17 protein-coding genes are annotated in these 21493 nt (G+C 59.2%); 3 read left to right on the top strand and 14 right to left on the bottom strand.

From position 1 onward, the window contains the following. The first annotated feature begins 24 nt into the window (after positions 1-24). Together ABIA96_RS31370 and ABIA96_RS31365 are read left to right on the top strand one after the other, a co-directional pair. Positions 25-2367 carry an NAD(P)-binding protein gene (locus tag ABIA96_RS31370; RefSeq protein WP_354140791.1) on the top strand — a complete coding sequence of 781 codons (2343 nt, stop codon included), beginning with the start codon at positions 25-27 and terminating at the stop codon, positions 2365-2367. Beyond that, the gene (locus ABIA96_RS31365) at positions 2364-5381 is read left to right on the top strand and encodes an FAD-dependent oxidoreductase (protein WP_354140790.1); all 3018 of its coding nucleotides are present in this window, start codon (positions 2364-2366) and stop codon (positions 5379-5381) included. Before ABIA96_RS31370 ends, ABIA96_RS31365 begins: the two co-directional genes overlap by 4 nt. Before the next feature lie 494 nt (positions 5382-5875). Here ABIA96_RS31365 and ABIA96_RS31360 read toward each other — a convergent pair whose 3' ends face one another. The 12 genes from ABIA96_RS31360 to ABIA96_RS31305 form a co-directional block, all read right to left on the bottom strand. Then, complete coding sequence (locus tag ABIA96_RS31360) at positions 5876-6544, bottom strand: YoaK family protein (RefSeq protein ID WP_354140789.1); 669 nt, start codon at positions 6542-6544, stop codon at positions 5876-5878. A gap of 126 nt (positions 6545-6670) precedes the next feature. Beyond that, positions 6671-7381 carry an SDR family NAD(P)-dependent oxidoreductase gene (locus ABIA96_RS31355; protein WP_354140788.1) on the bottom strand — a complete coding sequence of 237 codons (711 nt, stop codon included), beginning with the start codon at positions 7379-7381 and terminating at the stop codon, positions 6671-6673. A gap of 47 nt (positions 7382-7428) precedes the next feature. Continuing rightward, positions 7429-8211 carry a 3-hydroxybutyrate dehydrogenase gene (locus ABIA96_RS31350; protein ID WP_354140787.1) on the bottom strand — a complete coding sequence of 261 codons (783 nt, stop codon included), beginning with the start codon at positions 8209-8211 and terminating at the stop codon, positions 7429-7431. A 45-nt stretch (positions 8212-8256) separates the two neighbouring features. After that, complete coding sequence (locus ABIA96_RS31345) at positions 8257-9867, bottom strand: MDR family MFS transporter (RefSeq protein ID WP_354140786.1); 1611 nt, start codon at positions 9865-9867, stop codon at positions 8257-8259. A gap of 35 nt (positions 9868-9902) precedes the next feature. Then, positions 9903-11051 (bottom strand): HlyD family secretion protein, encoded by a 1149-nt coding sequence (locus ABIA96_RS31340; protein WP_354140785.1) that lies wholly within the window; start codon positions 11049-11051, stop codon positions 9903-9905. A 34-nt stretch (positions 11052-11085) separates the two neighbouring features. Then, positions 11086-12261: a DUF3734 domain-containing protein gene (locus ABIA96_RS31335; protein ID WP_354140784.1), complete on the bottom strand. Its 1176-nt coding sequence runs from the start codon at positions 12259-12261 to the stop codon at positions 11086-11088. A gap of 31 nt (positions 12262-12292) precedes the next feature. Then, positions 12293-13093: an acetoacetate decarboxylase gene (locus ABIA96_RS31330; protein ID WP_354140783.1), complete on the bottom strand. Its 801-nt coding sequence runs from the start codon at positions 13091-13093 to the stop codon at positions 12293-12295. Between the two features lie 118 nt (positions 13094-13211). After that, positions 13212-14117, bottom strand: a complete 906-nt coding sequence (locus tag ABIA96_RS31325; RefSeq protein WP_354140782.1) for an MBL fold metallo-hydrolase — start codon at positions 14115-14117, stop codon at positions 13212-13214. Between the two features lie 90 nt (positions 14118-14207). Next, entirely contained in the window at positions 14208-15425 is a 1218-nt protein-coding gene (locus ABIA96_RS31320; protein ID WP_354140781.1) for an NAD(P)/FAD-dependent oxidoreductase, read from the bottom strand. Positions 15426-15541: 116 nt separating this feature from the next. After that, positions 15542-15835, bottom strand: a complete 294-nt coding sequence (locus ABIA96_RS31315) for a hypothetical protein (RefSeq protein WP_354140780.1) — start codon at positions 15833-15835, stop codon at positions 15542-15544. Between the two features lie 100 nt (positions 15836-15935). Further along, complete coding sequence (locus ABIA96_RS31310; protein WP_354140779.1) at positions 15936-16886, bottom strand: helix-turn-helix domain-containing protein; 951 nt, start codon at positions 16884-16886, stop codon at positions 15936-15938. 52 nt (positions 16887-16938) lie between these two features. Next, a complete protein-coding gene (locus ABIA96_RS31305; protein ID WP_354140778.1) occupies positions 16939-17868 on the bottom strand; it encodes a helix-turn-helix domain-containing protein in 930 nt (309 codons plus the stop codon). A gap of 437 nt (positions 17869-18305) precedes the next feature. Here ABIA96_RS31305 and ABIA96_RS31300 point away from each other — a divergent pair, with 437 nt between their 5' ends. Then, the gene (locus ABIA96_RS31300; protein ID WP_354140777.1) at positions 18306-19232 is read left to right on the top strand and encodes a helix-turn-helix domain-containing protein; all 927 of its coding nucleotides are present in this window, start codon (positions 18306-18308) and stop codon (positions 19230-19232) included. A gap of 23 nt (positions 19233-19255) precedes the next feature. Here ABIA96_RS31300 and ABIA96_RS31295 read toward each other — a convergent pair whose 3' ends face one another. Both ABIA96_RS31295 and ABIA96_RS31290 read right to left on the bottom strand, forming a co-directional pair. After that, complete coding sequence (locus ABIA96_RS31295; protein WP_354140776.1) at positions 19256-20170, bottom strand: catalase; 915 nt, start codon at positions 20168-20170, stop codon at positions 19256-19258. 112 nt (positions 20171-20282) lie between these two features. Continuing rightward, positions 20283-20945, bottom strand: coding sequence for a hypothetical protein (locus ABIA96_RS31290; protein WP_354140877.1), 663 nt, complete (start codon positions 20943-20945; stop codon positions 20283-20285). Positions 20946-21493: the final 548 nt, after the last annotated feature.

Raw genomic sequence — 21493 nt, 5'->3', positions numbered from 1 at the left:
GGATAGAACTCGGGAAGTTCGCGCATGACGAGGCAGAAGATCGCGATCTTGGGCGGAGGAATGGCTGCGCTGGCAACGGCATTCGAACTGACGCAACGCCAGGACCTACGAGATCGTTTCGAGATTACGATCTATCAAATGGGCTGGCGCCTGGGAGGAAAAGGTGCCTCGGGGCGCGATGATGATGGCCGCGTCGTCGAGCACGGTCTCCATATCTGGTTTGGTTGCTACGAAAACGCATTCAGCATGTTAAGGGCGGCCTACCGAGAGTGGATGCCCCAAAATGGCCAGGAAATACGGTCGTGCGACGCCGCCCTGAAACCTCAGTGTGATTCTGCGATCGGCGCCGGGGATTGCCCGGAGGTAGTTTGCCTGAACTGGCCTAACATGTGTGGCGTTCCCGGAGACGGGAAGGCCGACCTTTCGCCGCTCGCCGCTTTCTCGCAGATGCTATTCGTGGTGCAATGCTTCTATACTCAGCTTATTCGGTCACCCCCGGATATTCCGACCAGCGTTGACCTGGACGATAATACCATCGCGTTGTTGACGTCTGCGGGGGTCGACTACAAAAAATATGCAAAGCCCAAACCTCGCTCGGCAGTGTCCGGCGTCGACGCAAGGTTTGATGTGGATGTTGGGCTTTGCGCGGCACTTGCGAGCGAATGGTCAGGCCAACTCGCGAGCATGGTTGCCGGTCCGGATGAAGTTCAACTGCGCTCCTTTGTCAATTTTATCAGAAATTTTGCAAGGGCCGTATTGTCGCCGACGTTCGTGCACGATCGCGCCGGAACATTCATGGCGCAACTCATCGACGTAGGAACAGCGACCATCAAGGGCATCGTCATGGACATGATGCTTGGCGGACTGACTGTTCGCGAGCTTGATCTGATGGATTTTCGTGAATGGCTCGCAGCCTGCGGAGCCGCGCCCGACTCGACCTATGGCTCGCCAATTGTCCAGGCGCTGTATGATTCCATGCTTCAATATTGCGACGGAGATCGTCGGCGTCCGAGCTACGCGGCCGGGACAGCCGCCCAGGCTGTCGTTCGACTTTACGGAACCTACCGGGATTCCTTCGCGTTTGAAATGCAATCCGGGATGGGTGAAGTCGTCGTAGTGCCGATCTACCGGGTCTTGAAGCAACGCGGGGTGAAGTTCAAATTTTTCTGGAAGCTCAAGAGACTCGAGCTGGATCCGCAAAAGGGCTCTATCGCCCGGATCGTATTTGATCGGCAAGTAGATCTCAGGAGCGGAGAATATTGTCCAACGATCGCGCCAAAGCCATGCAACGGGAATCTGGAATGCTGGCCGGAAATGCCGTTGTGGGACCAGATTTGCGATGGCGATCTGCTCTGCAGAAAGGGAGTTGACCTCGAATCGTACTGGTGCAGTCAGAGTGCTGGTCAGGAGACGCTTCAGCAGGGAAGCCAATTCCACACCATCGTTCTCGCTATTCCAATTGGAGCTTTCAAGGAGTTGAACGCGGCGCCGGGACCCTGCGAAGAACTCATCAAAGCCAACAGCAGATTTCGCGCGATGGCGGAGGCGGCGAGCCTGGTTCCAAGCATTTCGGTTCAGTTGTGGGGCGCTGTACCGACGGCCGGACTCGGATACCCGCCAACCGAGGCCGTACCGGCATGTTCTCCGGAAAAAACCGTGATGTCGACCGGCCCGCAGCCACTCGACATATGGGCCGACATGTCGCAGGTCTTGAAGTACGAGCGCCGGCACCTCTGCGCCGAACGTCCGGTGTCGCTCCAGTATCTTTGCGGAGTACTCGAGACGGATCTGTTCCGCAGGGCGCCTGATCAGCATCAGGTGCCGGCCGAAGCCAAGAAACGCGCGCGCGAGCTGGCGATTGAGTGGCTCAGCTCCAAGTCGCGTCATGTTTGGCCCGGAGCGAGTCCGTGCGGGCAATTCAATTGGAATGTTCTGTTCGACCCCACTTGCGCCGGAGGTCCCTGTCGCATCGACAGCCAAGTGTATCGGGCAAATGTCGACCCATCGAGTTGTTGCGTCGCGTCGGCTGCCGGCTCGACGCAGTGGCGCCTCACGACTGACGCCTCCGGCTTCGACAATCTGTATCTCGCGGGAGCGTGGATAGACACCGGCTTCAACACCGAGTGCATTGAGGCCGCGGTCATGTCAGGGAGGCAGGCCGCCCGCGCCGTCTCGGGTGCAAGCTTTGCAATTACGGGGGAGGACTTTCTGCAGTTTGGGGACGCGTTGCCCTCACTGTTTGCTCTCGCTGCCGAAAGAGCAGCGTTGCTGTTGGAAGCCATACTCGACGCTGTAGACGACCACCGCGACGTCGATGCTGATCTGTGGCGTGGGCGGTCACGTGAACGACGCACGGGACGCCGATGACGGAAAAAACACGAATTGCAATATTCGGCGGCGGCATCGGGGCACTTACAGCGGCTTTCGAGCTGATCGAGCAGGATCCTGAAAAGCGCTTTGACATCACCATCTATACGCTCGGCTGGCGGCTGGGCGGCAAGGCCATGATTGGCCGGGACAAGGGCCGAAACTGGCGTGGACTCGAACACGGCCTTCATGTGTGGGCCGGGTTTTACGACAATGCATTCGACCTGGTGCAGCGCCTCTATGCTCGTCTGGCACGTCCCCCGGAACAATGGCGCAGCAAGTTCGAGGGTTTGAACCATTTCACCGTGATGGAGTATGTGGATCATTCATGGAAGCCCTGGCAGCTGCAGGTGCGCCCGAACCCGCTTGATCCGGGGATCGATTTGGCAACCCTTGGTCCCGCCGTCCTCGTGAAGAATCTGCTGTCGTGGGCGGAGCAAGAGTTCTTCAATTCAGTACTCGCGAATTTCGAGGAACCTGAAGCACGTTTAAGCACTCAGCTGGCAATAGCGGACGTCATGGGAGCGCCCGAGGTATTTCCAACACCGCTTTCCGCGATCGCGGCGCTGCTGGATAGATCGGCTACGGTCACCGGCACATTCAGTTCAGATGTGAAACGACTTGTCGCCGCATTCCGGGCGCAAGTCGCGAAAGCCCGCTCTGCCGCGCTGGCCAGCTACGCGCACTTCGGTAAATCCGACAATGACGAGACCCGTCGCTTGGAGATCCTTTTCGACCTGGCGGCGGGATTGGTGCAAGGGCTGCTATCGGACGAGGTGCTGCTAGGCGGATTGGACGCCATCGACCATCGGGAATGGTCGAAGTGGATGATGAAGGAAAACGGGTGCAAGCCTGAAAGTCTGGATTCCGGCGTGGTGCGGGGATGTTACGACTATGTGTTTGGCTATGTGAAGGGCGTCCGCGAGGTCGGGGCTGGTGTCGGAACGCTTGGGTTACTCAGGCTGCTGCTCACCTACAAGGGATCAATTTTCTACACGCTACGCGAGCCGATGGGCGACTTTCTGTTTGCGCCGCTTTACGACTATCTTCACGGCAAGGACGTAAAGTTCAAGTTCTTTCACAGGTTGGACAAGCTAGTCCTCTCCGCGGACGGAAGTGCGATACAAAGCGTCGTGCTCGGTCGCCAGGTCAATCTTCGAGATCCAAATGGCGAATACCATCCACTGATCAAGAATGCGGACAATGGCCTTGAGAGTTGGCCTTCTCATCCTCTCTACGACAAGATCGAAAACGGAGCGGCGCTGGACGGATACGATCTGGAATCGTTCTGGACCACGTGGAAAGATGCGGGTTGCCTCACGCTGAAACGACGGCCAGCCGCCGACACCCCGATCGACCAAACGTTCGACATTGCGATCCTCGCCACCGGCTTTGGAGGCCTGAAGTCGATCGCTTGCGATCTCTCAACTCGTCATCCAGACACCTGGGGCCAATACCTGGCAAATATCCAAACGACCCCGACATTAGCTCTGCAACTTTGGCTGACCAAGGAAACGTCGCAACTTGGCTGGCCAGATCCGCGGACCGTCATGGTCGGATTTGGACGCGAGTCCGATAGACCCGATCGTGCGCCTCTGAATTCGTGGCAAGACAACTCGCAGCTGCTCACCACTGAAACCGGGATGGGCGCAAAGGTGCCGCGATCGCTGAATTACTTTGTCGGCGTCTTTCCAGACGCCGGGCCATCATGTGATCCGAACTATCCGGATCACGAGCTCGCGCGAGCAAAGCGCATGATCGTCGACTGGATGAACAGAGATCTGTTGGAGATTTGGCCAAAGGCCCGCGATCCCTGGACCACTAAGTTTGACTGGGGCCTACTTGTCCCTCCGTCGCCGGTCCAGACGCTGGACCCGGACCGCCTCGACACCCAATACGTTCGTCCGAACATAAATCCGTGGGAACGCTATGTGCTGTCAACGCCAGGCACCCTTCAGTGGCGCCTTTGGCCGGACGGATCTGGCATTTCAAACTTATTTCTAGCGGGAGATTGGGTGCGAACCGGACTGGATGCTGGATGTATTGAAGCGGCGGTCATGTCCGGACGTGCGACGGCGAGAGCGATAACAGGAGCGAACATGAATATTCCAGGCTACGGCAACTATCGCAAGATTCCCGTTCCCATCACCTTGTTGCCCGTCGTCAATTTGCTCAAGCAGCTCAAGATCGGTGCCGCCGGCGGCGTTGGGACGATGGAAGGTTACTGCATTACGATCTGGCGCGCTTCCAAGGAAGTCCAAAAATTGTTACCGCCGACCCTTTCGCTCGATCCACCGCACGGCCTCGCTGCCACGGACGAAAAAAAGGGAGACAAGCATCCGATTGTCTTTCTGTTCTGTCGACAGAGTAACGTTCGGCCCGGCTTCGTCCCTCTTGGCGGCCTGAGATATCAAGAGATCATCCAACTCATTCCGTTCGTAAAGAGAAACGACGCTGATGGCCCAGGCGGTGGTCCGTTCAACTATATGCCCCATCTTTTTCTTGATGAGCTTGCCCCTGTTTTGATCGGCGTCAACCTCTATGGCTACAACAAGCGACTTGCCCGCGTTGCTTCGGCGCGGGGATCCTTTCAGCTGAATTGCGATCTCGGGGAGATAAGCACCGATCTATCAGAAACGGGGTTGCCGGGAAGAGCGAGCACTCCACGCTTTCGGCACCTGAGGCTGGTGCGCCAAATGCTCGATCATCCGTTCATCTCCCTGACGACGAATGGCGTCTTCGTGTATTCTCACCTCGACTTTTGCTTCGACGCGGCAACCTTTCAGGGTCTGCAAGGAGAAGTCGCTATGGGCCCACCGCTCGATCCTCGCCCAGAAGACGCTTCTCAAACCTTCAAGGTCGAGAGCATCCTCGACAAGGAATATGGTGCGTTTCGCTTTCAAACCAACTGGACCCTTAGCGTACCACTTAGCACTGGGCAGGAGGAATCAAGCGTCATTCCTTCTGACCTTCAGGAGTTCGCCGCCAAGCTGCTTTCATATCGTCGGCCTTGAGCAAGAGAGCCGGCCGCATCAGAATGACTGACGCTTGCGCATGCATCGCGCGGCCTCTACGGGCGGGTCCTCCAGACGGTAAACCGTCTTGAAGAGTAGAACGCAGTTTCTTTCTTGTTCGGGTGAATTGAACAATCGGTTTCACAGGAAAAGGAGTTTGGTCGCAAGCGGAATCAGTTCCTCAACTGATAAGGTTTCTAACAAAACGGAGTCAGTTGACGACTGATAAGGAAATAGCAGAAAGCTTATCAGTGGCCAGAGACCACCGTACCCGGACGGCCGGCACGACTTCCGCTGTAAAAACCTCATCGTAGCCAGCAGCTGTGCGGCATGTGCATAAAGACGGGTGAGTGCTAACAAGTAGCCGCGGTTCCTCGAAATTGTGGTTTTGACGCTTCGCGCTAAGCATTTGCGAGCCGCCAAACTGCCATCTCCGCTCGCTTCCGTATGCCACAAAAGTAGGGGCATCGGCGAGACTCACTTCCGCTGGGCATTTAATCTATTGCTGCTGCTATAGCGGCCGGTGCTGCCGGAAGCGACCATGTCCAATCTCCTATCAGCGAGACGGCTCCTGCTGCAACGACGCATCCCAGGACAAAGCTGAGCAGGCGATGCAGGGAATGATTGAGTGGCGTGGAATCGCGCGGCAGCAGGGGATTGCGTGCGGCGAGGAGGTCCATCGCGGACAAGACTGCATTGGTCAAATTGCCGGTCATCACCGCAGTCGATATCGCGCCGGGGAGCGCCAGGCGAAGGAGCGCGTATTGGCAGGCCATGGCCGACACAGCCGTCATCGCGGCAGCATTGGCGTTCAGTCCAGAGGGATCGGCCGATGGCTTGGTGACGACGCTGAAGATCAACAGGATGAGAAGTAGCAGGAATTGAACCTGAAGCAACCGCCGCGCCAGACCCGAGCCGTGCCGACCAGAAGCCTGGACGATCAGCCAAACTGCCGCCAGGGCAATCATGAAGACGGGGATCGCCGATAATTGTGCCCAGTGAAACGAGCCACCATCAATGGCAACGACGGTGGCCAGCACGATGTTGCCGGTCACGTGCGCCGTGAAGACGTGACCAAGGGTAACGAAGCCGGTGGAGTCGACCATTCCGGCGATGACGCCGAGCAATGGTGGTAGCCGCGCCTCGAGGCGCGACAGTTCCACTGCCGCATTTGCGGAATCCAGCCCCCTCTGAGATACAGGACCGCCTGGAGTAAGCAGAGACATATCTAGCGGCTCCGGTTGCAAGCTCTGATCGGTCGCGAATATCGGCCTGGCGATGGCTCTCCCTTAGGAGCCGGCGCTTTGTCCGCCATCGACATGCAGAATTTCGCCGGTGACGAAGCCAGCACCTTCAAGGAAGAGCACGGCCTCGACGATCTCGTGGACTTCACCCATCCGACCAATCGGGTGCTGCTTCCCGAGACTGTCGTACATTTCAGGCCTGTGCATTGACGTCTTGGTCGCTCCTGGCGCGACCGCATTGACGCGGATTCCTCGGCTTGCGAGTTCGACGGCAAGCGACTTCGTCGCTGCATTCAGGCCACCCTTGGTCAGAGCTGCCAACGCTGATGGCGCTTGGCTGCTGACGTTCTCGTCAAGGCTGCTCGTAATCTGCAAGATGTGCCCGGAACCGCGTTTCAGCATCTCCACGGTCGCGCGTTGCGTGATGTGGAAAAAACCGTTGAGATTGATCGCCAGCATCCTGGCATAGTCATCGTCCGTATATTCGATGAACGGCTTGCCGATAAAGATGCCGGCGTTGTTGACAAGCGTGTCGACGCGACCAAATTTGTCGAGCGCCTGCAGAACGATTTTTTCTGCCGTGCATGGGTTGCCGATGTCGCCGGCGACGGCAAGAATGTCCGGATCGGATGACGGTTCGATCGAGCGGGCGTTCGCGATCACGCGGTAGTTTCTGCCGCGATACGCTTTCACCAAGGCTTCGCCGATGCCTCGCGAAGCACCGGTGATGATCGCAACTTTACGTTCTTCGTTCATGGGAATCTCCATTGTCGCTCGTCGAGCGATTCCACTGGTTGTTTTTGCTATTGTGCGGTCCATCCGCCGTCGACGGCAATCGCAGTGCCCGTGACCTGGTCTGCCGCAGGCGAACACAGGAAGGCCACGGTGCCTCCAAGCTGTTCCGGAGAGACGAATTCGGAGGACGGCTGCTTTTCACCCAGCAGCGCCTTGGCAGCGTTCTGTTGGCTGATGCTCTCTTGCGCGGCCAAGTCGCTGATCTGCTTTTCGACCAGAGGTGTCCGCACCCAGCCGGGACAGATCGCGTTGCAGGTCACGCCGCTGCCGGCCATCTCCAGGCCGACCACCTTGGTCAGGCCGATCAAGCCGTGCTTGGCCGCTACGTAGGCGGCCTTGTGCGTCGACCCAACTAGGCCGTGGGTAGAGGCGATGTTGACGATTCGGCCCCAGCGTTGTTTCTTCATCTCCGGCACCGCGGCGGCAATGCCGTGGAATGCGGCCGACAGATTGATGTCCAGGATCGCGTGCCACTTCGCGGGTGGAAATTCGTCGACCGGCGCTGTGAACTGGATGCCGGCATTGTTCACGAGGATGTCGAGGCGCCCGAACGTCTCGACCGTGGTCGCGATCAGTCGGCGTACGGCATCGCCCTTCGACATATCGGCGTCGTCGTATACGACCCGCACGTCGTGCTCACGTTCGAGCCCGCTGCGGATGGTTTCGATCTCGCCGGGATCGCCGAAGCCGTTCAAGACGATGGTGGCGCGGAGCCTGGCCAACTCCCTGGCGATGCCGAGCCCTATGCCGCTGGTCGAACCGGTGACGATAGCTACCTTACTTTTCAACATGGGAGTTCCTTTCGTTCTTTGTGGTGTCGTTGCGGACGAGTTAAATCAATGCCCGCCGCCGGCTTCGATACGTCCGGGCCTTGTCAGCATGAGCGCAGCGAGGAGCGCGACGATCTGCGAGACGCCGAGCAGATAGAAGGTGTCGCTGAAGCCGAGAATGAAGGCCTGCTTCTGGATGATCTTGCCGATCGCGACATAGGCATGGTGGATCGCATCAACACGGTCGATCACGCCATGGCTCATGAAATACTGGGTGAGCTGATCGAGCCGGGTGCGGGTCGCCTGCTCGAACATCGTCACCTGCTGCGAAAGCACGTTGGAATGATACTGCTCGCGTTTGGTCAGCAAGGTCTGGAGCGCGGCAATACCGATCGCGCCGCCGAGGTTACGCATCATGTTGAACAACGCGGACGCGGATCCGGCATTCTCCGCCTCGATGCCGGCCGTCGCGACGGCCGAGAGCGGCGCAAAGACGAGGGCCTGGCCAAGCGCGCGGATCACGTTCGGCCAAAAAAGCTGATCGGCCGCATAGTCGTTGGTCATGCAGATGTTCAGGAAATTGGATCCGCCAAACAGCACAAAGCCGACGCCGATCACGAGACGCGGATCGAGCCGCTGCATCAGGCGAGGTACCAGTGGGATAAGCACGAGTTGCGGCAGGCCGGTCCACGCCAACACCATGCCAATTTGCTCGGAGTTATAGCCCTGGATGCGGGACAGGTAGACGGGCAGGATGTAGACAGAGCCGTACAGCGAGACGCCCAGCAGGAAATTCGCCAGAACGCCGAAGCCGAAATTGCGCCGGAACAGGATGCGCAGGTTCAGCAGTGGCTTTGTCACGGTCAGTTCGATCGCGAGAAACAGCGTCAACGCGACGGCAGCGACCACGCTCAGCCGGACGATGAAGGGCGACCCGAACCAGTCGTCCTTGTTGCCCTCTTCAAGCACGGTCTGGAGTGCTGCGAGCCCGATCGCCATGGTGGCGATGCCGGCCCAATCGCCTTCGCGCAGCAGCGAGAGCTTCATGGGCTCCGCCTCCAGCGAGACATAGAGCATGGTAATCATGATCGAACCCGGCACGATGTTGACGTAGAAGACGTATTCCCAGCCGAGATTCTCGGTAAGATAGCCTCCGATGGTCGGACCGATCGCCGGTGCGAATGTCGCTGAGATCGCAAACATCGCGAGCCCGATCGGTTGCCTCGCCTTCGGCAACAGCGTGATGATCAGCGTGAAGGCCATCGGGATCAGCACGCCACCGGTAAATCCTTGCACTGCGCGCAGCACGATCATCTGCGGCAGGTTCTGCGCCAGCGCGCAGGCGGCGGAGAATACCAGGAACAGGAAGGCATTGGTGAGCAGATAGAGGCGGACCGAGAACACCTGGGCGAGCCAGCCGCTGAGCGGGATCACGACGATTTCGGCGATCAGATACGAGGTCGAGATCCAGCCGCCGTCGTCAATGCCCGCGCCGATCCCCCCCTGAATGTTGGCAAGGGACGCGTTGACGATCTGGATGTTGAGCACCGCCATGAAGGCGCCCAGCGTCGCTCCGCTAACGGCGAGCCAGGTCTTTGCCGAGACGGTGGGAGCCGCCGCCGGTAACTGACTTTCGCTGCCGGTTCCGGGGCCGACCGTGGTTTGCAGTGTCGTCATGGCGATCTGCTCACGTGTGAGGGAGGACGGTTTCGTCAGCCGCGGGGCTTGTTGCCACGTGAGGCGAGCTGCTTGTCGGCGGCGCGCTCGGCGATAACTGCCGACTTGGTATTGACAGTGGGCTCCGCCGACATTCCCGGCCGCAGGAGGCCGTTCAGGCGCTGGTCGTCGAGCACGATCTTCACCGGCACGCGCTGCACGATCTTGGTGAAGTTGCCTGTTGCGTTGTCGGGCGGCAGCAGGGCGAACTCCAGGCCGCTCGCCGGCGACAGGCTGTCGACGTGGCCCTTCAGCTTCGTCGAATGGAAGCTGTCGACACGCAGCTCGACCGGCTGTCCATCGCGCACGTGAGTGAGTTGGGTCTCCTTGAAATTTGCGACCACATAGACCGAATTGAGCGGAACCACGGCCATGAGCTGCGTACCCGCCTGGACATATTGGCCGACCCGCAATGTGCGCGCGCCGACGGTGCCGCCGACCGGCGCGGTGATCTGCGTATAGGAGAGGTTCAGGGCCGCCTGCTGCTCCAGCGCGCGAGCATGATCGAGCTGCGCGAGAGCTTGGGCACGTTGCGTCGACAGTATCTCGATTTTCTTGTTGGCGGCGATCAATCCCGCCTTACCCTGCTGCAATTGTGCGATTTGCGAGCGCAACGCCGCGTCGGTTTGCTGGGCCCGTTGAATGGTGCCTGCACCCGACTTCATGAGTTCGTCGTAGCGGGCGCGCTCCTGCTGGGCGAATTTCAGGTTGGCCTCGGTCGCATCGACCTCGGCTGCCTGTTGTTGAATGAGCGGCTCTTGTAACTCGATCTGGACATTCAGATTTTTGACCGCAGCCTCGGATGCTGCGACATCCGCCTGGGCTTGCTTCAACGCGGTCTCGAAATCGCGGTCGTCGACCCGCGCCAACACTTGCCCGGATTGCACGGCCTCGTTGTCGGCGACGAGAACCTCCGTAATGTAGCCGGGGACTTTTGGCGCGATGATCGTGGAGTCCGCCTTCACATAGGCGTCGTCGGTCGTCTCCAGGTAACGGCCGGCCGTGACATAATAGTGGCCGTAGGTCGTGGCCCCGGCGACGCCGAGCGCGGCGGCGAACGCGAGGGCTGCGCGCCGGATCGCCTGACGCGATGGAGCATGGAGCGTTTTGGCTTTCTGTTCGGAAGCGTAAGAAAGGATCGACATGGCTCTCTCCGGAAGCTGCGGGGGACGCTGAATCTCAATCACGGCGATGGACGTCATGGGTGACGATGCCTAGCTCGGGAGACGGCGGGTCGAGGCGGCGCGGATCAGCCAGCGTGCGGCGGATGTCGTCGAGCCCGCTCTGCCAATGCGCGCGCATCGCGCTCAGCCCGAACTCGTAATCCCGCGAATGGCCTTCGTGGATCTTGGTCTGATAAATCAGGTGAACGATGTTGTAGGAGCGCTCGCGCGCCATCTCAGCGATGTCGCGGATCTCCGGATCCCGCCTTGCGGCTTCCGGCAGCTTCTCGATGGTCCGCTGCAAGGCGCGGCGCATCTTCTGCATGCGCAGCACCTGATCCGTCACGGCGCGGGTGCGGCTCGAATACTGGATGTCCTTCTGCCGGCTTGAAACCTCCATCATGTCGTAGGGAACGCGGCCCCTGGCCGACCAGAGGTCGATCTGGAACGTCAGCGTGTCACGAGGCTCGCCCGACAGGACGCGGGAGAGCGGCGTGTTCGACACCACGCCGCCATCCCAATAGTGCTCGCCTTCGATTTCGACGGCGGGGAATCCTGGCGGCAGCGCGCCCGACGCCATGAAATGCTTCGGTCCAAGCCGGCGTTCGGCGGTGTCGAAATAGACCAAATTGCCAGTACGGACGTTGACCGCGCCGACGCTGACACGCACATCGCCCGAGTTCAGCCGGTCGAAATCGACGAACCGCTCCAGCGTCTGGTGCAGGGGGGCCGTATCGTAGAAGCTTGTCGCCGCATTGCCCGAGAACGGTGACCAGAGTGGCGAGGGAAAGCGCGGCTTGAAGAAGCCGGGCTGGCCCTGGACCAATGCTCTCGCTGCCGCCAATGCGTTGCGGACCGAGGTGATGTCGAACGCAAAGGGCAAAGCATTAGCAAGTCCTTCGCCTGCCGGCCATTCAATCGAAAAGGCGCAGATGGTCTCCCAGAACTCGCGCAGCCGCTGCACACGCTCACCTTCGGGCGAGCCAGCAATGATTGCAGCGTTGAGAGCCCCGATCGAAATGCCCGCCAACCAGTTTGGCCGGATACCGGCCTCGTGCAGGCCTTCGTAGACCCCGGCTTGATAGGCGCCGAGAGCTCCGCCACCCTGTAGGACCAGAGCAACCACGTCATATGGCAGCGGCCTGGATTGTTGTGATGCAGGACTATTTTGCTCGCGCATGACCTTAAGCATTGAGAATCTCCCGACGTTGCAGCTGATCTGATCAGCCGGCGTTTGCCTCAATGAGGAATTCGGATCTGGATCTGGATTGCCGTGAGGTCGCTTCGGGCGACAAATAGTCGTGGACCACAGTGCCGAGACCGAGCGTCAAGTCAGCCACAAGGTGTTTGGCCGACAGCACTTGCAAGACCGGAAGTTCAGCGACTGGCGCAAGAGCATGCGAATACAGGTCCAGCGCCGCCGGTCCGGTCCATGCACCTTTCACCGTGATGTCTTCGAGGTGGTAACGGACAAGCTCGCAGATGCGGGCCGAGCCGTCGACATGCGGGATGATCTTGAGCAGGAAATTGGGTGCGGTGAGCTTCCTGGCTTCGGCTTCGATGTCCAGGGCGCGGTGCTTATAACCCATGGTGCCGGTTGCGATGCGAACCGAGCCGTAATTCAAGGTGCCGACCAGCGTATCGATCTCGACCGCGAGCTTTGGTTGCGCCAGCTTCTTTGGAAAACCCCACAACTCTCGCCCGCCAGCGATGGGCGGATGATCATTAAGGAACATCTGATGGGTAAAGCTGCCAAGCTGCCCCTGATACGACACCGGGATGACCTGGCCGCTTTCGGTGTAGTCGCCGAACCCTGTTGAGTCAGGCATGCGGATGAATTCGTAATTCACCACCGGTTCGGTCAGTTCGAGTGGCGCCGGGACAATCCGGCGCAGGGCCTCGGGATCCGTGCGGTACTGGATGATAAAGTATTCGCGGTTGACGAAGCGGTAGGGGCCCGGTGGAAAAGCCGGGTTGGTCACCGGCATGGCGAACGCCTTCGTCCGCACGGTCTCATGATTCATCGAAGTCAAGCTCCAACTAGATTTGGGTGGGGGGACGCGTTTCAGCGCCGGAAACGCGGCCCGTGTCGGATGAAGCGCCTGGTGTGCGCTGGTCGAAATCAGAAGGCTCAGAAAGCCCTCAGTAGTCCCAGAGTGTCGGCACCCAACGAAAGACGTTCCCATCTGCGGCGACATGACCGACGGACGGGAATGGCATATGAGTGGCGACCAGCAACCCTCCGGTCTCAACCAGCTCCTGCAACAGACGGATACGAACCAGAGCCGCTTCCTCCGGGTCGTGCTCAAAGCCGTTGTGCCAGTCAGGGTGTTCGAACCCGACGGTGAATACGAGATCACCGGCGAATGTCAGCCGGTCGCCACCGGAGGTCAGGCGGACCACGCTGTGCCCAGGGGTGTGGCCGCCGGTGCGATGGACGACCACACCTGGTGCCACCTCGTGCTCTTCTTCGAACAGTCGTAGCTGGTTACGATATTCCTTCGCAAACCGTTTGGCTGTCTCCCGAAGCGCATCCGGGAAGCCGGGTGGCATAGAGACGCGGGAGAAATCAGGAGACTCCCAGAATTTGACCTCGGCGGCTGCCACATGGATCTGCAGGTCCGGACGAAGTTGGTCCTTCACTCCGTCAACAAGCAGCCCGCCAACGTGATCCATGTGCATGTGAGTGAGCACTACATCGGTCACTGATGCGAGATCGATGCCGGCGGCTTCCAGTCGATGAATGAGTTGCCCAGCCCTCGGTAAAGGGAACTCCGCGCCCATCCCAGCGTCGATGAGTATGGTCCGGCCGCCGCTACGCACCACGACCGCGTTCAGCGCCCAATCGAAAGCGTCCGGTGGCAGGAAATTATCCTTTAGCCAGGCCTCGCGAACGGCCGACTCAGCATTGTGGGCCAACATCGCGCCTGGCAGCGTCAACACGCCGTCGCTGACCACCATCACGTCAATCTCGCCGATGCGCAACGCATAGCGTGACGGAACGAACTCGTCGGAAACTTTTATGTACGAGGGGCTATGCAGATTCATGTTTCTCTCCTGTTTCATGGTTGGCTGATGCTTGGTCTTATTTGGGCGCGCCGCGCGACCAGCGTGGATGCGGCCGTTTCGCGTAAGCGCCTAGAAGAAACCACTTACGTCGCCCACACGTTCTGGATCAGCAGAGGCGAGCGCGGCTGCACGATTGGCCTGGGGCGGATATATCCAGACAGTGTTGATCTCGCGCTTGGTTTTCTTGGCGACATCGCCGACCATCGTCACCTCGCGCTCCCAGCCGCGCGTGAACAGCGCGCCGGCTTCGCCAAGGTCGAGGCAAGTAACGTATCGCTTTTGGTGATAAGGCTTGGTCGTAACGCCGAGCAGCTCGGCGACTGCATTGTTGCCGGCAAACGCCCCCATCCGTACCGCGTGTTGGCACGACATGAGCGCGTAGTTGCCATCATCGTCGCAGGCGGCGCGGGCGGCATCGCCGGTTGCGAAGACGCCGTCTACTCCCGACACGCGCAGATCGCGATCCACTAGCAGACGTCCCGAATTGTCGCGCTCGGCAGGAATCTGCTGGGTCAACGGCGCCGCGCGAATACCTGCGGCCCAGATCACGGTCTCCGCTTCGATGTGCTCACCGCTCGATAGCGTGATGCCGACTTCGTCTAGCGAGGTTATGCTGACAGCGAGCCGGGTTTCTACTTTGAGCTCTCGCAAAGCGTTCTCAATGGGGGGCCGGGGGCCTTCGCCCATGGCGGGCGCGACCGAATTGTTCCGTTCGACTATGATGACGCGTGGCTTTGAACCCTTGCCTAGAATTTTGCGCAGTCGCGCGGGCATTTCGGTCGCAGCTTCGATGCCGGTAAATCCACCGCCGGCCACAACGACCGTGTCGCGTCCGTTTGTGGCCGGTCGCTCGGCGAGGGCATGTAGATGCTTGTCAAGGGCGACCGCATCGTCGAGCGAGTCGACGCTGAAGCCGTGATCGGCGAGACCCGGAATACTCGGACGGAAAAGCTTGCTGCCGGTTGCCAGCACCACACGATCATAGGATAGGCTCTTTTGCGTGCCTTTCCCTGTCGCGATCGACACTGTACGGGACTTAGTGTCGACCGTCTCCGCGCTGCCTTGCACGTACACAACGTCGATGGCGTTGAGAACATCGAGCAGAGATGCAGTCAGGGTCTCCGGATTTGGCTCATAGAGCCGCGGGCGGACCACAAGCGTTGGCTCGGGCGCCACCAGCGTGATTTCGAGCTCCTTGGGCGAAATGTCTTGGATATCGCGCAGGCGGGCAGCGGAAAGTGCAGCGTACATGCCGGCAAAACCGGCGCCAATGATGACTAGTCGCATGATCTGCTCCAGTGGTTTGTGTTTCTCAAAATTCCACGCGCTACCGCTTGGCCTCCCGTTGCCGGAAAGCCTTGTGATTGAGAACGACGCGAAGAAATGGAAGCGAAGGCTGGCTCTTAAGGGGGGCTGCAACTCGATGCCGTTGACAACCGCAGCGGCCAGCGTTGACGAACGAAAATCGGTTGAACCGGGTTCGGATCCCAGTCGGCATAGGGAAGCCGGATCTTATCCATGACCATGATGGACATCACCGGATTAATTCGTTGCGCGGATTGCACGGGGAGCTCTACTTCCTCGCCCGTTGCGGAGGTGAAGCGAACGGCCAAAGAGAGTCCGTACAAAATTGTGGTTGCAACGACTCTGCGTCGCGGTGCGATTGCAGGGAGATTGACGAAGTTCTTCCAGATCATTGTAATCTCCGTCGGCTTGTATCGTGGGCACCGTGATGATTTAGCGGGTCGGGTCTGCCATTGCGCAAGAGCGATTGCTCCACCTACAGAGCAATTGCGGCTACCGCATGCGTCGTCGCCAATCGCTTGGCGTTTCACCTGTCATTCGCTTGAATGCGGCGGCGAAAGCTGTTGGCGAGGCATAGCCAAGAACTTTGGCCACCGACAAGATCGACACATTGGTATCGCGCAACATGTTCATAGCTTTCTCCAGTTGCTGCTGACGCAGCCAGGCATGGGGCGAAAGCCCTGTGCTTTCTTTGAAGGCACGACAGAAATGGAAGCGCGACAGACCGGCGTCCGATGCGAGCGTAGTTAGTGATAAGTCAGTATTGCTGGCTGAGCGCAGGCGTTCGATCGCTCGTCGCAAAGCATGGGGCGACAACCCTCCGGTGATCGGTTCAAACGGGGTTGGCGCGCCCGTATGCTCAGCCAGGATGCGCGTAGCCAAGAGATCCGTCAGTTGCTGCCTGAAAAGGTTGTCGAGGATCGCATTGCCCTCTAACGCCTCCGCGGCGGTCATAAGCAATGCGGATGTGACGGGATCCGAATGCCCCGTTCGTTCGATAAGCTGGCCTGGATCGGAGGCACCGGCTTCGCGGCTAACGCGTTCGAGTGTTGTTTGCGGCAGATAGAGTTGAATGACGTCGACCAAGCCAGGAATATCCCACCTTGCGCTTGAACCTGCCGGAATAATCGTCACCACGCCGGAGCGTGCCGCGCCAACTGACACCGATTTGCCGGTGCGTCGTTCCAAGCGCTGAACGCCGGTAGGGTAAGTCATAATGACGTGGTCGGTCATAGGCTCCACCACGTCGTGCAGAGCCCCATGCTTCCAATGAGCTATGGTGCCATTAGAAGGATCTTTGGCCATCTGGAGCGGTGCGGTCTTAAGGACGCGCGCCATCTCCGCATCGGCATCGCGCCGTTCGGTGGCATGGGCGTCGGTGTGAGGCGCACCGGTTGAGACTAGCAGAGCCCTCAAGGGATCGTGCTCGATCGGGTTGTTCATGGGGCGGTCCTCGCGTTCGGAAGGTCTTCGTTCAGTCACGGTGCGCTGGTCGCTAACGCGCCCGCCGCCGCCAATCGCTCGGGGTTTCGCCGGCCGATCGTCTGAAAGCCGCGGCGAAGGCCGTTTGTGATGCGTAGCCAAGCTCCGCTGCAACCAAGGCGATTGATGCCTCGGTATCCCGCAACATGCTCATGGCTCGCTCGAGCTGATGTCGACGCAGCCAAGCATGAGGTGAAAGCCCAGTGCTCTCCTTGAAGGCACGGCAGAAGTGAAAGCGCGAAAGGCCAGCATCTGAAGCCAGAGCGTCGAGGGAGACATCGGCGTCGCTGTCAGAGCACAATCGTTCGATGGCACGGAGCAGAACCTTGGGTGACAGGCCACCCGTGATGGACTGAAACGTAGTTGGCGAGCTGCTGTGAGCAGCCAGAAGGCGTGTGGCCAGGAGATCTGTCAGCTGAGTCCGGAACAGCGTATCTAGAGTCCTATTGCCTTCCAGGACGCCAACTGTGCTCAAAAGCAATCGGGATGTTATGGGGTCTGGATGCGCCGTTCGCTCCAAAAGGTCGGTTGGTGCGGCGGTCTCGGCTTCGTCGGCAACGCGCTTTAACGTTACGTGAGGAAGATAGAGCTGAACGACATCAACAGGTTTCGGAATGTCCCACCTGGAGCTTGATCCCTCTGGGATAATTATCACGACGCCGCGGCGAAATGTGCCGGTCTCAAACGACTTTCCTGAGCGGCGCTCCATGCGCTGTGTCGAACCATTATAGGCCATCACAACGTGGTGAGTCATCGGCTCGACGACGTCGTGCAGCGGATCATGTTTCCAGTGGGCGATCCCAGCCCCGGAAGCATCCAAAGCCATGCGGAATGGTTCGGTGCCAAGGACACGGGCCATCTCCTCATCGGCCGTCCGCCGGTCATTCCGGGATACGCCTGACGCCGCAGATGGATATGTCGAGGTGTTGTTTGGTTCGCTCATGGCGGCTTGCTGGTTTGGGGCCTGAGCTCGTGCCACGAGGCGTCATCTGCGGGTCGGCACTCATACGAGCGCTCTGCCGTTTCCGCTTCGATCCGTCTCAACGTCGCGAGCTTTCGATGGGAGTTCTAGGCGCGTAGGACTACGGGCTCTTTCCCAAAACCGACGAGATTTGCCTAAATCCGCTCGAAGGGCCAGCCGGGCTTTCCAAAATGCACGATCTAACCGATCGATGATCGGCGCTGTCTTTTCATCAATCGTACGAAGCGGTCCAACCCCGTTGAAATCACGCTGAAAATCGTTCTGCCGGGTGCTGACGGAACCGTTACCCAAAGCTGCCTCTTTCCGAGAGTTGTCTGGACGGTTGTTCTGATTCCAGTTAGTCAGCATGAACTCCTCGGAAACGTTTGATCCTGCCGGTTCAACCCAACGGATAAGCTATGGCGCAGGCAAGCACCTTCGGACATAGGGTTGGGCAGTACATGCACATGAGGGACGCGCCGCCCTCGCTTGTCATACGTTCGCTGCGCGGTTCGGAACTCGCGGTCACCGAAACGCATGATGACAACCCGGCGCCGGGCCTCTCCGGTTCATTGGCCGACGAGGCCTATCTCGTCAGCTTGAAGCTCCAGGATTACCCAGCCTGCGAGCTCTGGAAAGACGGCAAAAGCGTAGCGAAGGCGGACGTCAAAGCGGGTACAACATGGTTGTACGACCTCAGGCAAGACCCGCGCTATATTGTCGATAAGCCATTCCATTCCATTCAATTCTACCTTCCGCGTTTGGTGCTCGACGGTATCTCTGCAGAATCTCGCACCCGCATCAACGATCTCGCCTTCGGGTTTGGTTCTGGCTACGATGATTCGGTGATGCGTCATATCGGCGGGGCACTATTGGATGGGCTGCGTCGGCCTGAGGAGGCCAGTCGGCTTTTCATCGATCACATGATGCTTGCCTTCTCAGCGCACATTGCTCAAGCCTATGGCGGCGTCGAGCGACTTACGAAACTAACTCGCGGTGGTCTGGCCCCGTGGCAAGTAAAGCGCGCCTGCGAGAGACTTGAATCTGACCTTGGCGGCAAACTTTCACTGGATCAGATCGCGGCTGAATTTGACCTCTCGGTTGACCATTTTTCTCGCGCGTTTCGTGTCTCTACGGGCTTTCCGCCGCACCAATGGCTCCTTCGTCAGCGTTTGAAGGCGGCCAAGCAGTTGATGACCCTACGCGACCTGCCGCTCGCCGAGATCGCCATCTCAGCCGGGTTTGCCCATCAGAGCCATTTTACGAGAGTATTTTCTGCTGCAGTCGGCGTTAGTCCCGCCGTTTGGCGCCGCGAAATGTTGGGTGTCCATGAAGGTGAGGCTTGAATCAAGAAGATTCCGGGCATCAGTTAGCGGCGCCGAGCAAGCGACAGTTTGTAGACCACGCGCCGTGCCTGAAAGATCTCATCCGGCGGATACCCGACACCTTCGGCTAGATTGGCTGGATCGAAGATCGACGAGTCGCATATGTCGTTGGGGTCGACACAGGTAACAACAAGCGTTCCGAGGCGCACCGACTCTCGACAATCCTCGTCCGGCCATCGCACAGTCACGTCTTGGATAGGATCATTTGGACGGTCGAGCAGCGCCAGGACGCTAAATCGTACGTCACCTTTCGCGATCCGAGTCCTGAGTTCGTTGCTCAGAAACTCGTTGGACGGCAACTTGGGCTCGTCATCGCTCGGCGGCATGGCACCGCTAACTGGTGCGATCTTGATCTTTATATACCGTGTCTCGCCTTTCGAGTTGGTTGCGGAAAAGGAGTGCACGCCCCAGTAGGTCGTGCTTGCAAAGTTCGTGAGCAGCGGAAGCGCCGTAAGATATTCTGCTTGATGCAAGCTTTCGGGATTGGCCGCGAAGAAACTCCGGATCCTTTCCGCGTCTCGCTTACCGTCCTGTCCCGGAGTATGCGCCTTAAGGAAGGCCAGCATTTGGTCAAGCGTTTTTGCATAATGAACCGGAGCGCTCTGCGTGAGAAGATCTGAGCGATGGCCGTTTCTGCCAAGCCGGAAACTAAAACCGCGCAAGGCAGCTCGGTCGGCATGGATTATTCCGCTATTGTCGTCTTCCACAGAAAATCGTCCGAGCACGCGGGATGGCTTTGTGAAACTCATCGATTTCGTAATTTCGCTCGCCTGATCTGAAGGGATATAGGCACCGCGAACACACTGCCCTCGGAAAAAGCTTGCGCGCGTCTTGGAAGGATTATCGGACAGCGCCTTTAGGGCATCAACGATCATTGCGGGCGTGACGAACTGGGACATAAGACATCGTTAGCAAGCTGGCTCGGTGGCCGCTCCAGCGGAATTGCTACGATCCCAGAGAGATTGCTGGCCCATGCTTGATTTCAGGCGCGATAGTTGGTTGGTTCACGATTTAGGTCGCGAGAGCGCCGGGCTCTTCAGCTTTCTTCTTCGGAGGGCGCGGTTTGGCGGTTGCTGGCGGCGGCTTCCGAAGTTCTGCCGATTCCGAGCTGAGCAGTAGCTGGCGTGCATAAATGCGGGACGCTTCTTCGACGGCCGATCGGGTTGAGAAGATCGCCAGATAGGCTGCGTGCAGGAAGGCGATGACAGAAACCGGCAGCAGATCAAGCGAGCCTTGCTGTATCCACAAATATGCGGCACTGCCGATGACGATCAGGATGTTTAAGGTCAAGGCCGGCCACTTGAGGGCAAATAGATTGCGCCGATAGCCATAAGTGACGTTTTCGTTGAACAGGATGTCGAACTTCTTCTTGCTGCGCGTATTCTCACGTAGCCAGTTGCCGGCTCGCGCGTAGAAACCGTCCGCGGTTTCTGGCGCAGTGGCTTCCTGTTCTGCTGTCGGTGCCGGCTCGGCCAGCTTTTCGGCTAGGAACGCATGCATCCTGGCTTTTGTCGCTGCGTCAAACGTCGTGTCGCGGTGCCGTAGCATCGTGATGCTTGGCAGGCCGCCCATCTGCTCGGCCAGGCACGGCTCTATAGCCTTGCCCCGCCTTCTGGCGACGTCGCCGAACACCATCAGCAGCACGGCCAGGGCGGTGCCCGCGATGGCCTGCACCAATCTCAGCTCCTTGCTCCCAATGACCGTCCAGGCCAGCGCGATGGCTGGCGCTCCCGCGATGATGGCCGGGAACAATCGGGCATACAGGGTGTACTTGTCGAACTTCGGGAGCAGCTAAATCATCGTCGACATCCGGGTTGAACGGGATGATGTCGACGGCAACCGCGCCTTCGCGCCTATCGTACTCGTGACGGAAACTGACCCAGCCAGTATGGGTGGCGTAGACGTTGTAGCCGCGTCGCGTGAATGCGTTGGCGACCCTTGTGCGCGGATAGATGTCTTCGTTTTTGCCGACCGATGCGATGGCGCTGCCGTTGCCCACTGCGGGGTATTTGCCCAGCCAGCGGTTGAGCACCGTGGAGGTAACGTTGCGGCGTCTACCGTGATGCGGAATCTGCACCAACGTCGGCTGGATCACTGGGCTGATCAGCCCAGCGTAGTCGGCCGCCTCGGCCAGACCTTCTGGCCCGACGTCGGCGGTCAGCAGCACGCGCTTTTCGCCAAAGGAGCCCCACTGCACCACCGAGGTCTCGTTCGAGGCCGAG

The sequence above is a fragment of the Bradyrhizobium sp. LB11.1 genome (genome assembly GCF_040549385.1).
Lineage (GTDB): Bacteria > Pseudomonadota > Alphaproteobacteria > Rhizobiales > Xanthobacteraceae > Bradyrhizobium.
This window is presented reverse-complemented; position numbering and strand designations above follow the sequence as displayed.

Coding starts and splice junctions, on each gene's coding strand:
- ABIA96_RS31370 (WP_354140791.1), top strand. CDS start 25: ATGACGAGGCAGAAGATCGCGATCTTGGGCGGAGGAATGGCTGCGCTG.
- ABIA96_RS31365 (WP_354140790.1), top strand. CDS start 2,364: ATGACGGAAAAAACACGAATTGCAATATTCGGCGGCGGCATCGGGGCA.
- ABIA96_RS31355 (WP_354140788.1), bottom strand. CDS start 7,381: ATGAACGAAGAACGTAAAGTTGCGATCATCACCGGTGCTTCGCGAGGC.
- ABIA96_RS31350 (WP_354140787.1), bottom strand. CDS start 8,211: ATGTTGAAAAGTAAGGTAGCTATCGTCACCGGTTCGACCAGCGGCATA.
- ABIA96_RS31345 (WP_354140786.1), bottom strand. CDS start 9,867: ATGACGACACTGCAAACCACGGTCGGCCCCGGAACCGGCAGCGAAAGT.
- ABIA96_RS31340 (WP_354140785.1), bottom strand. CDS start 11,051: ATGTCGATCCTTTCTTACGCTTCCGAACAGAAAGCCAAAACGCTCCAT.
- ABIA96_RS31335 (WP_354140784.1), bottom strand. CDS start 12,261: ATGCTTAAGGTCATGCGCGAGCAAAATAGTCCTGCATCACAACAATCC.
- ABIA96_RS31330 (WP_354140783.1), bottom strand. CDS start 13,093: ATGAATCATGAGACCGTGCGGACGAAGGCGTTCGCCATGCCGGTGACC.
- ABIA96_RS31325 (WP_354140782.1), bottom strand. CDS start 14,117: ATGAATCTGCATAGCCCCTCGTACATAAAAGTTTCCGACGAGTTCGTT.
- ABIA96_RS31320 (WP_354140781.1), bottom strand. CDS start 15,425: ATGCGACTAGTCATCATTGGCGCCGGTTTTGCCGGCATGTACGCTGCA.
- ABIA96_RS31315 (WP_354140780.1), bottom strand. CDS start 15,835: ATGATCTGGAAGAACTTCGTCAATCTCCCTGCAATCGCACCGCGACGC.
- ABIA96_RS31310 (WP_354140779.1), bottom strand. CDS start 16,886: ATGAACAACCCGATCGAGCACGATCCCTTGAGGGCTCTGCTAGTCTCA.
- ABIA96_RS31305 (WP_354140778.1), bottom strand. CDS start 17,868: ATGAGCGAACCAAACAACACCTCGACATATCCATCTGCGGCGTCAGGC.
- ABIA96_RS31300 (WP_354140777.1), top strand. CDS start 18,306: ATGGCGCAGGCAAGCACCTTCGGACATAGGGTTGGGCAGTACATGCAC.
- ABIA96_RS31295 (WP_354140776.1), bottom strand. CDS start 20,170: ATGTCCCAGTTCGTCACGCCCGCAATGATCGTTGATGCCCTAAAGGCG.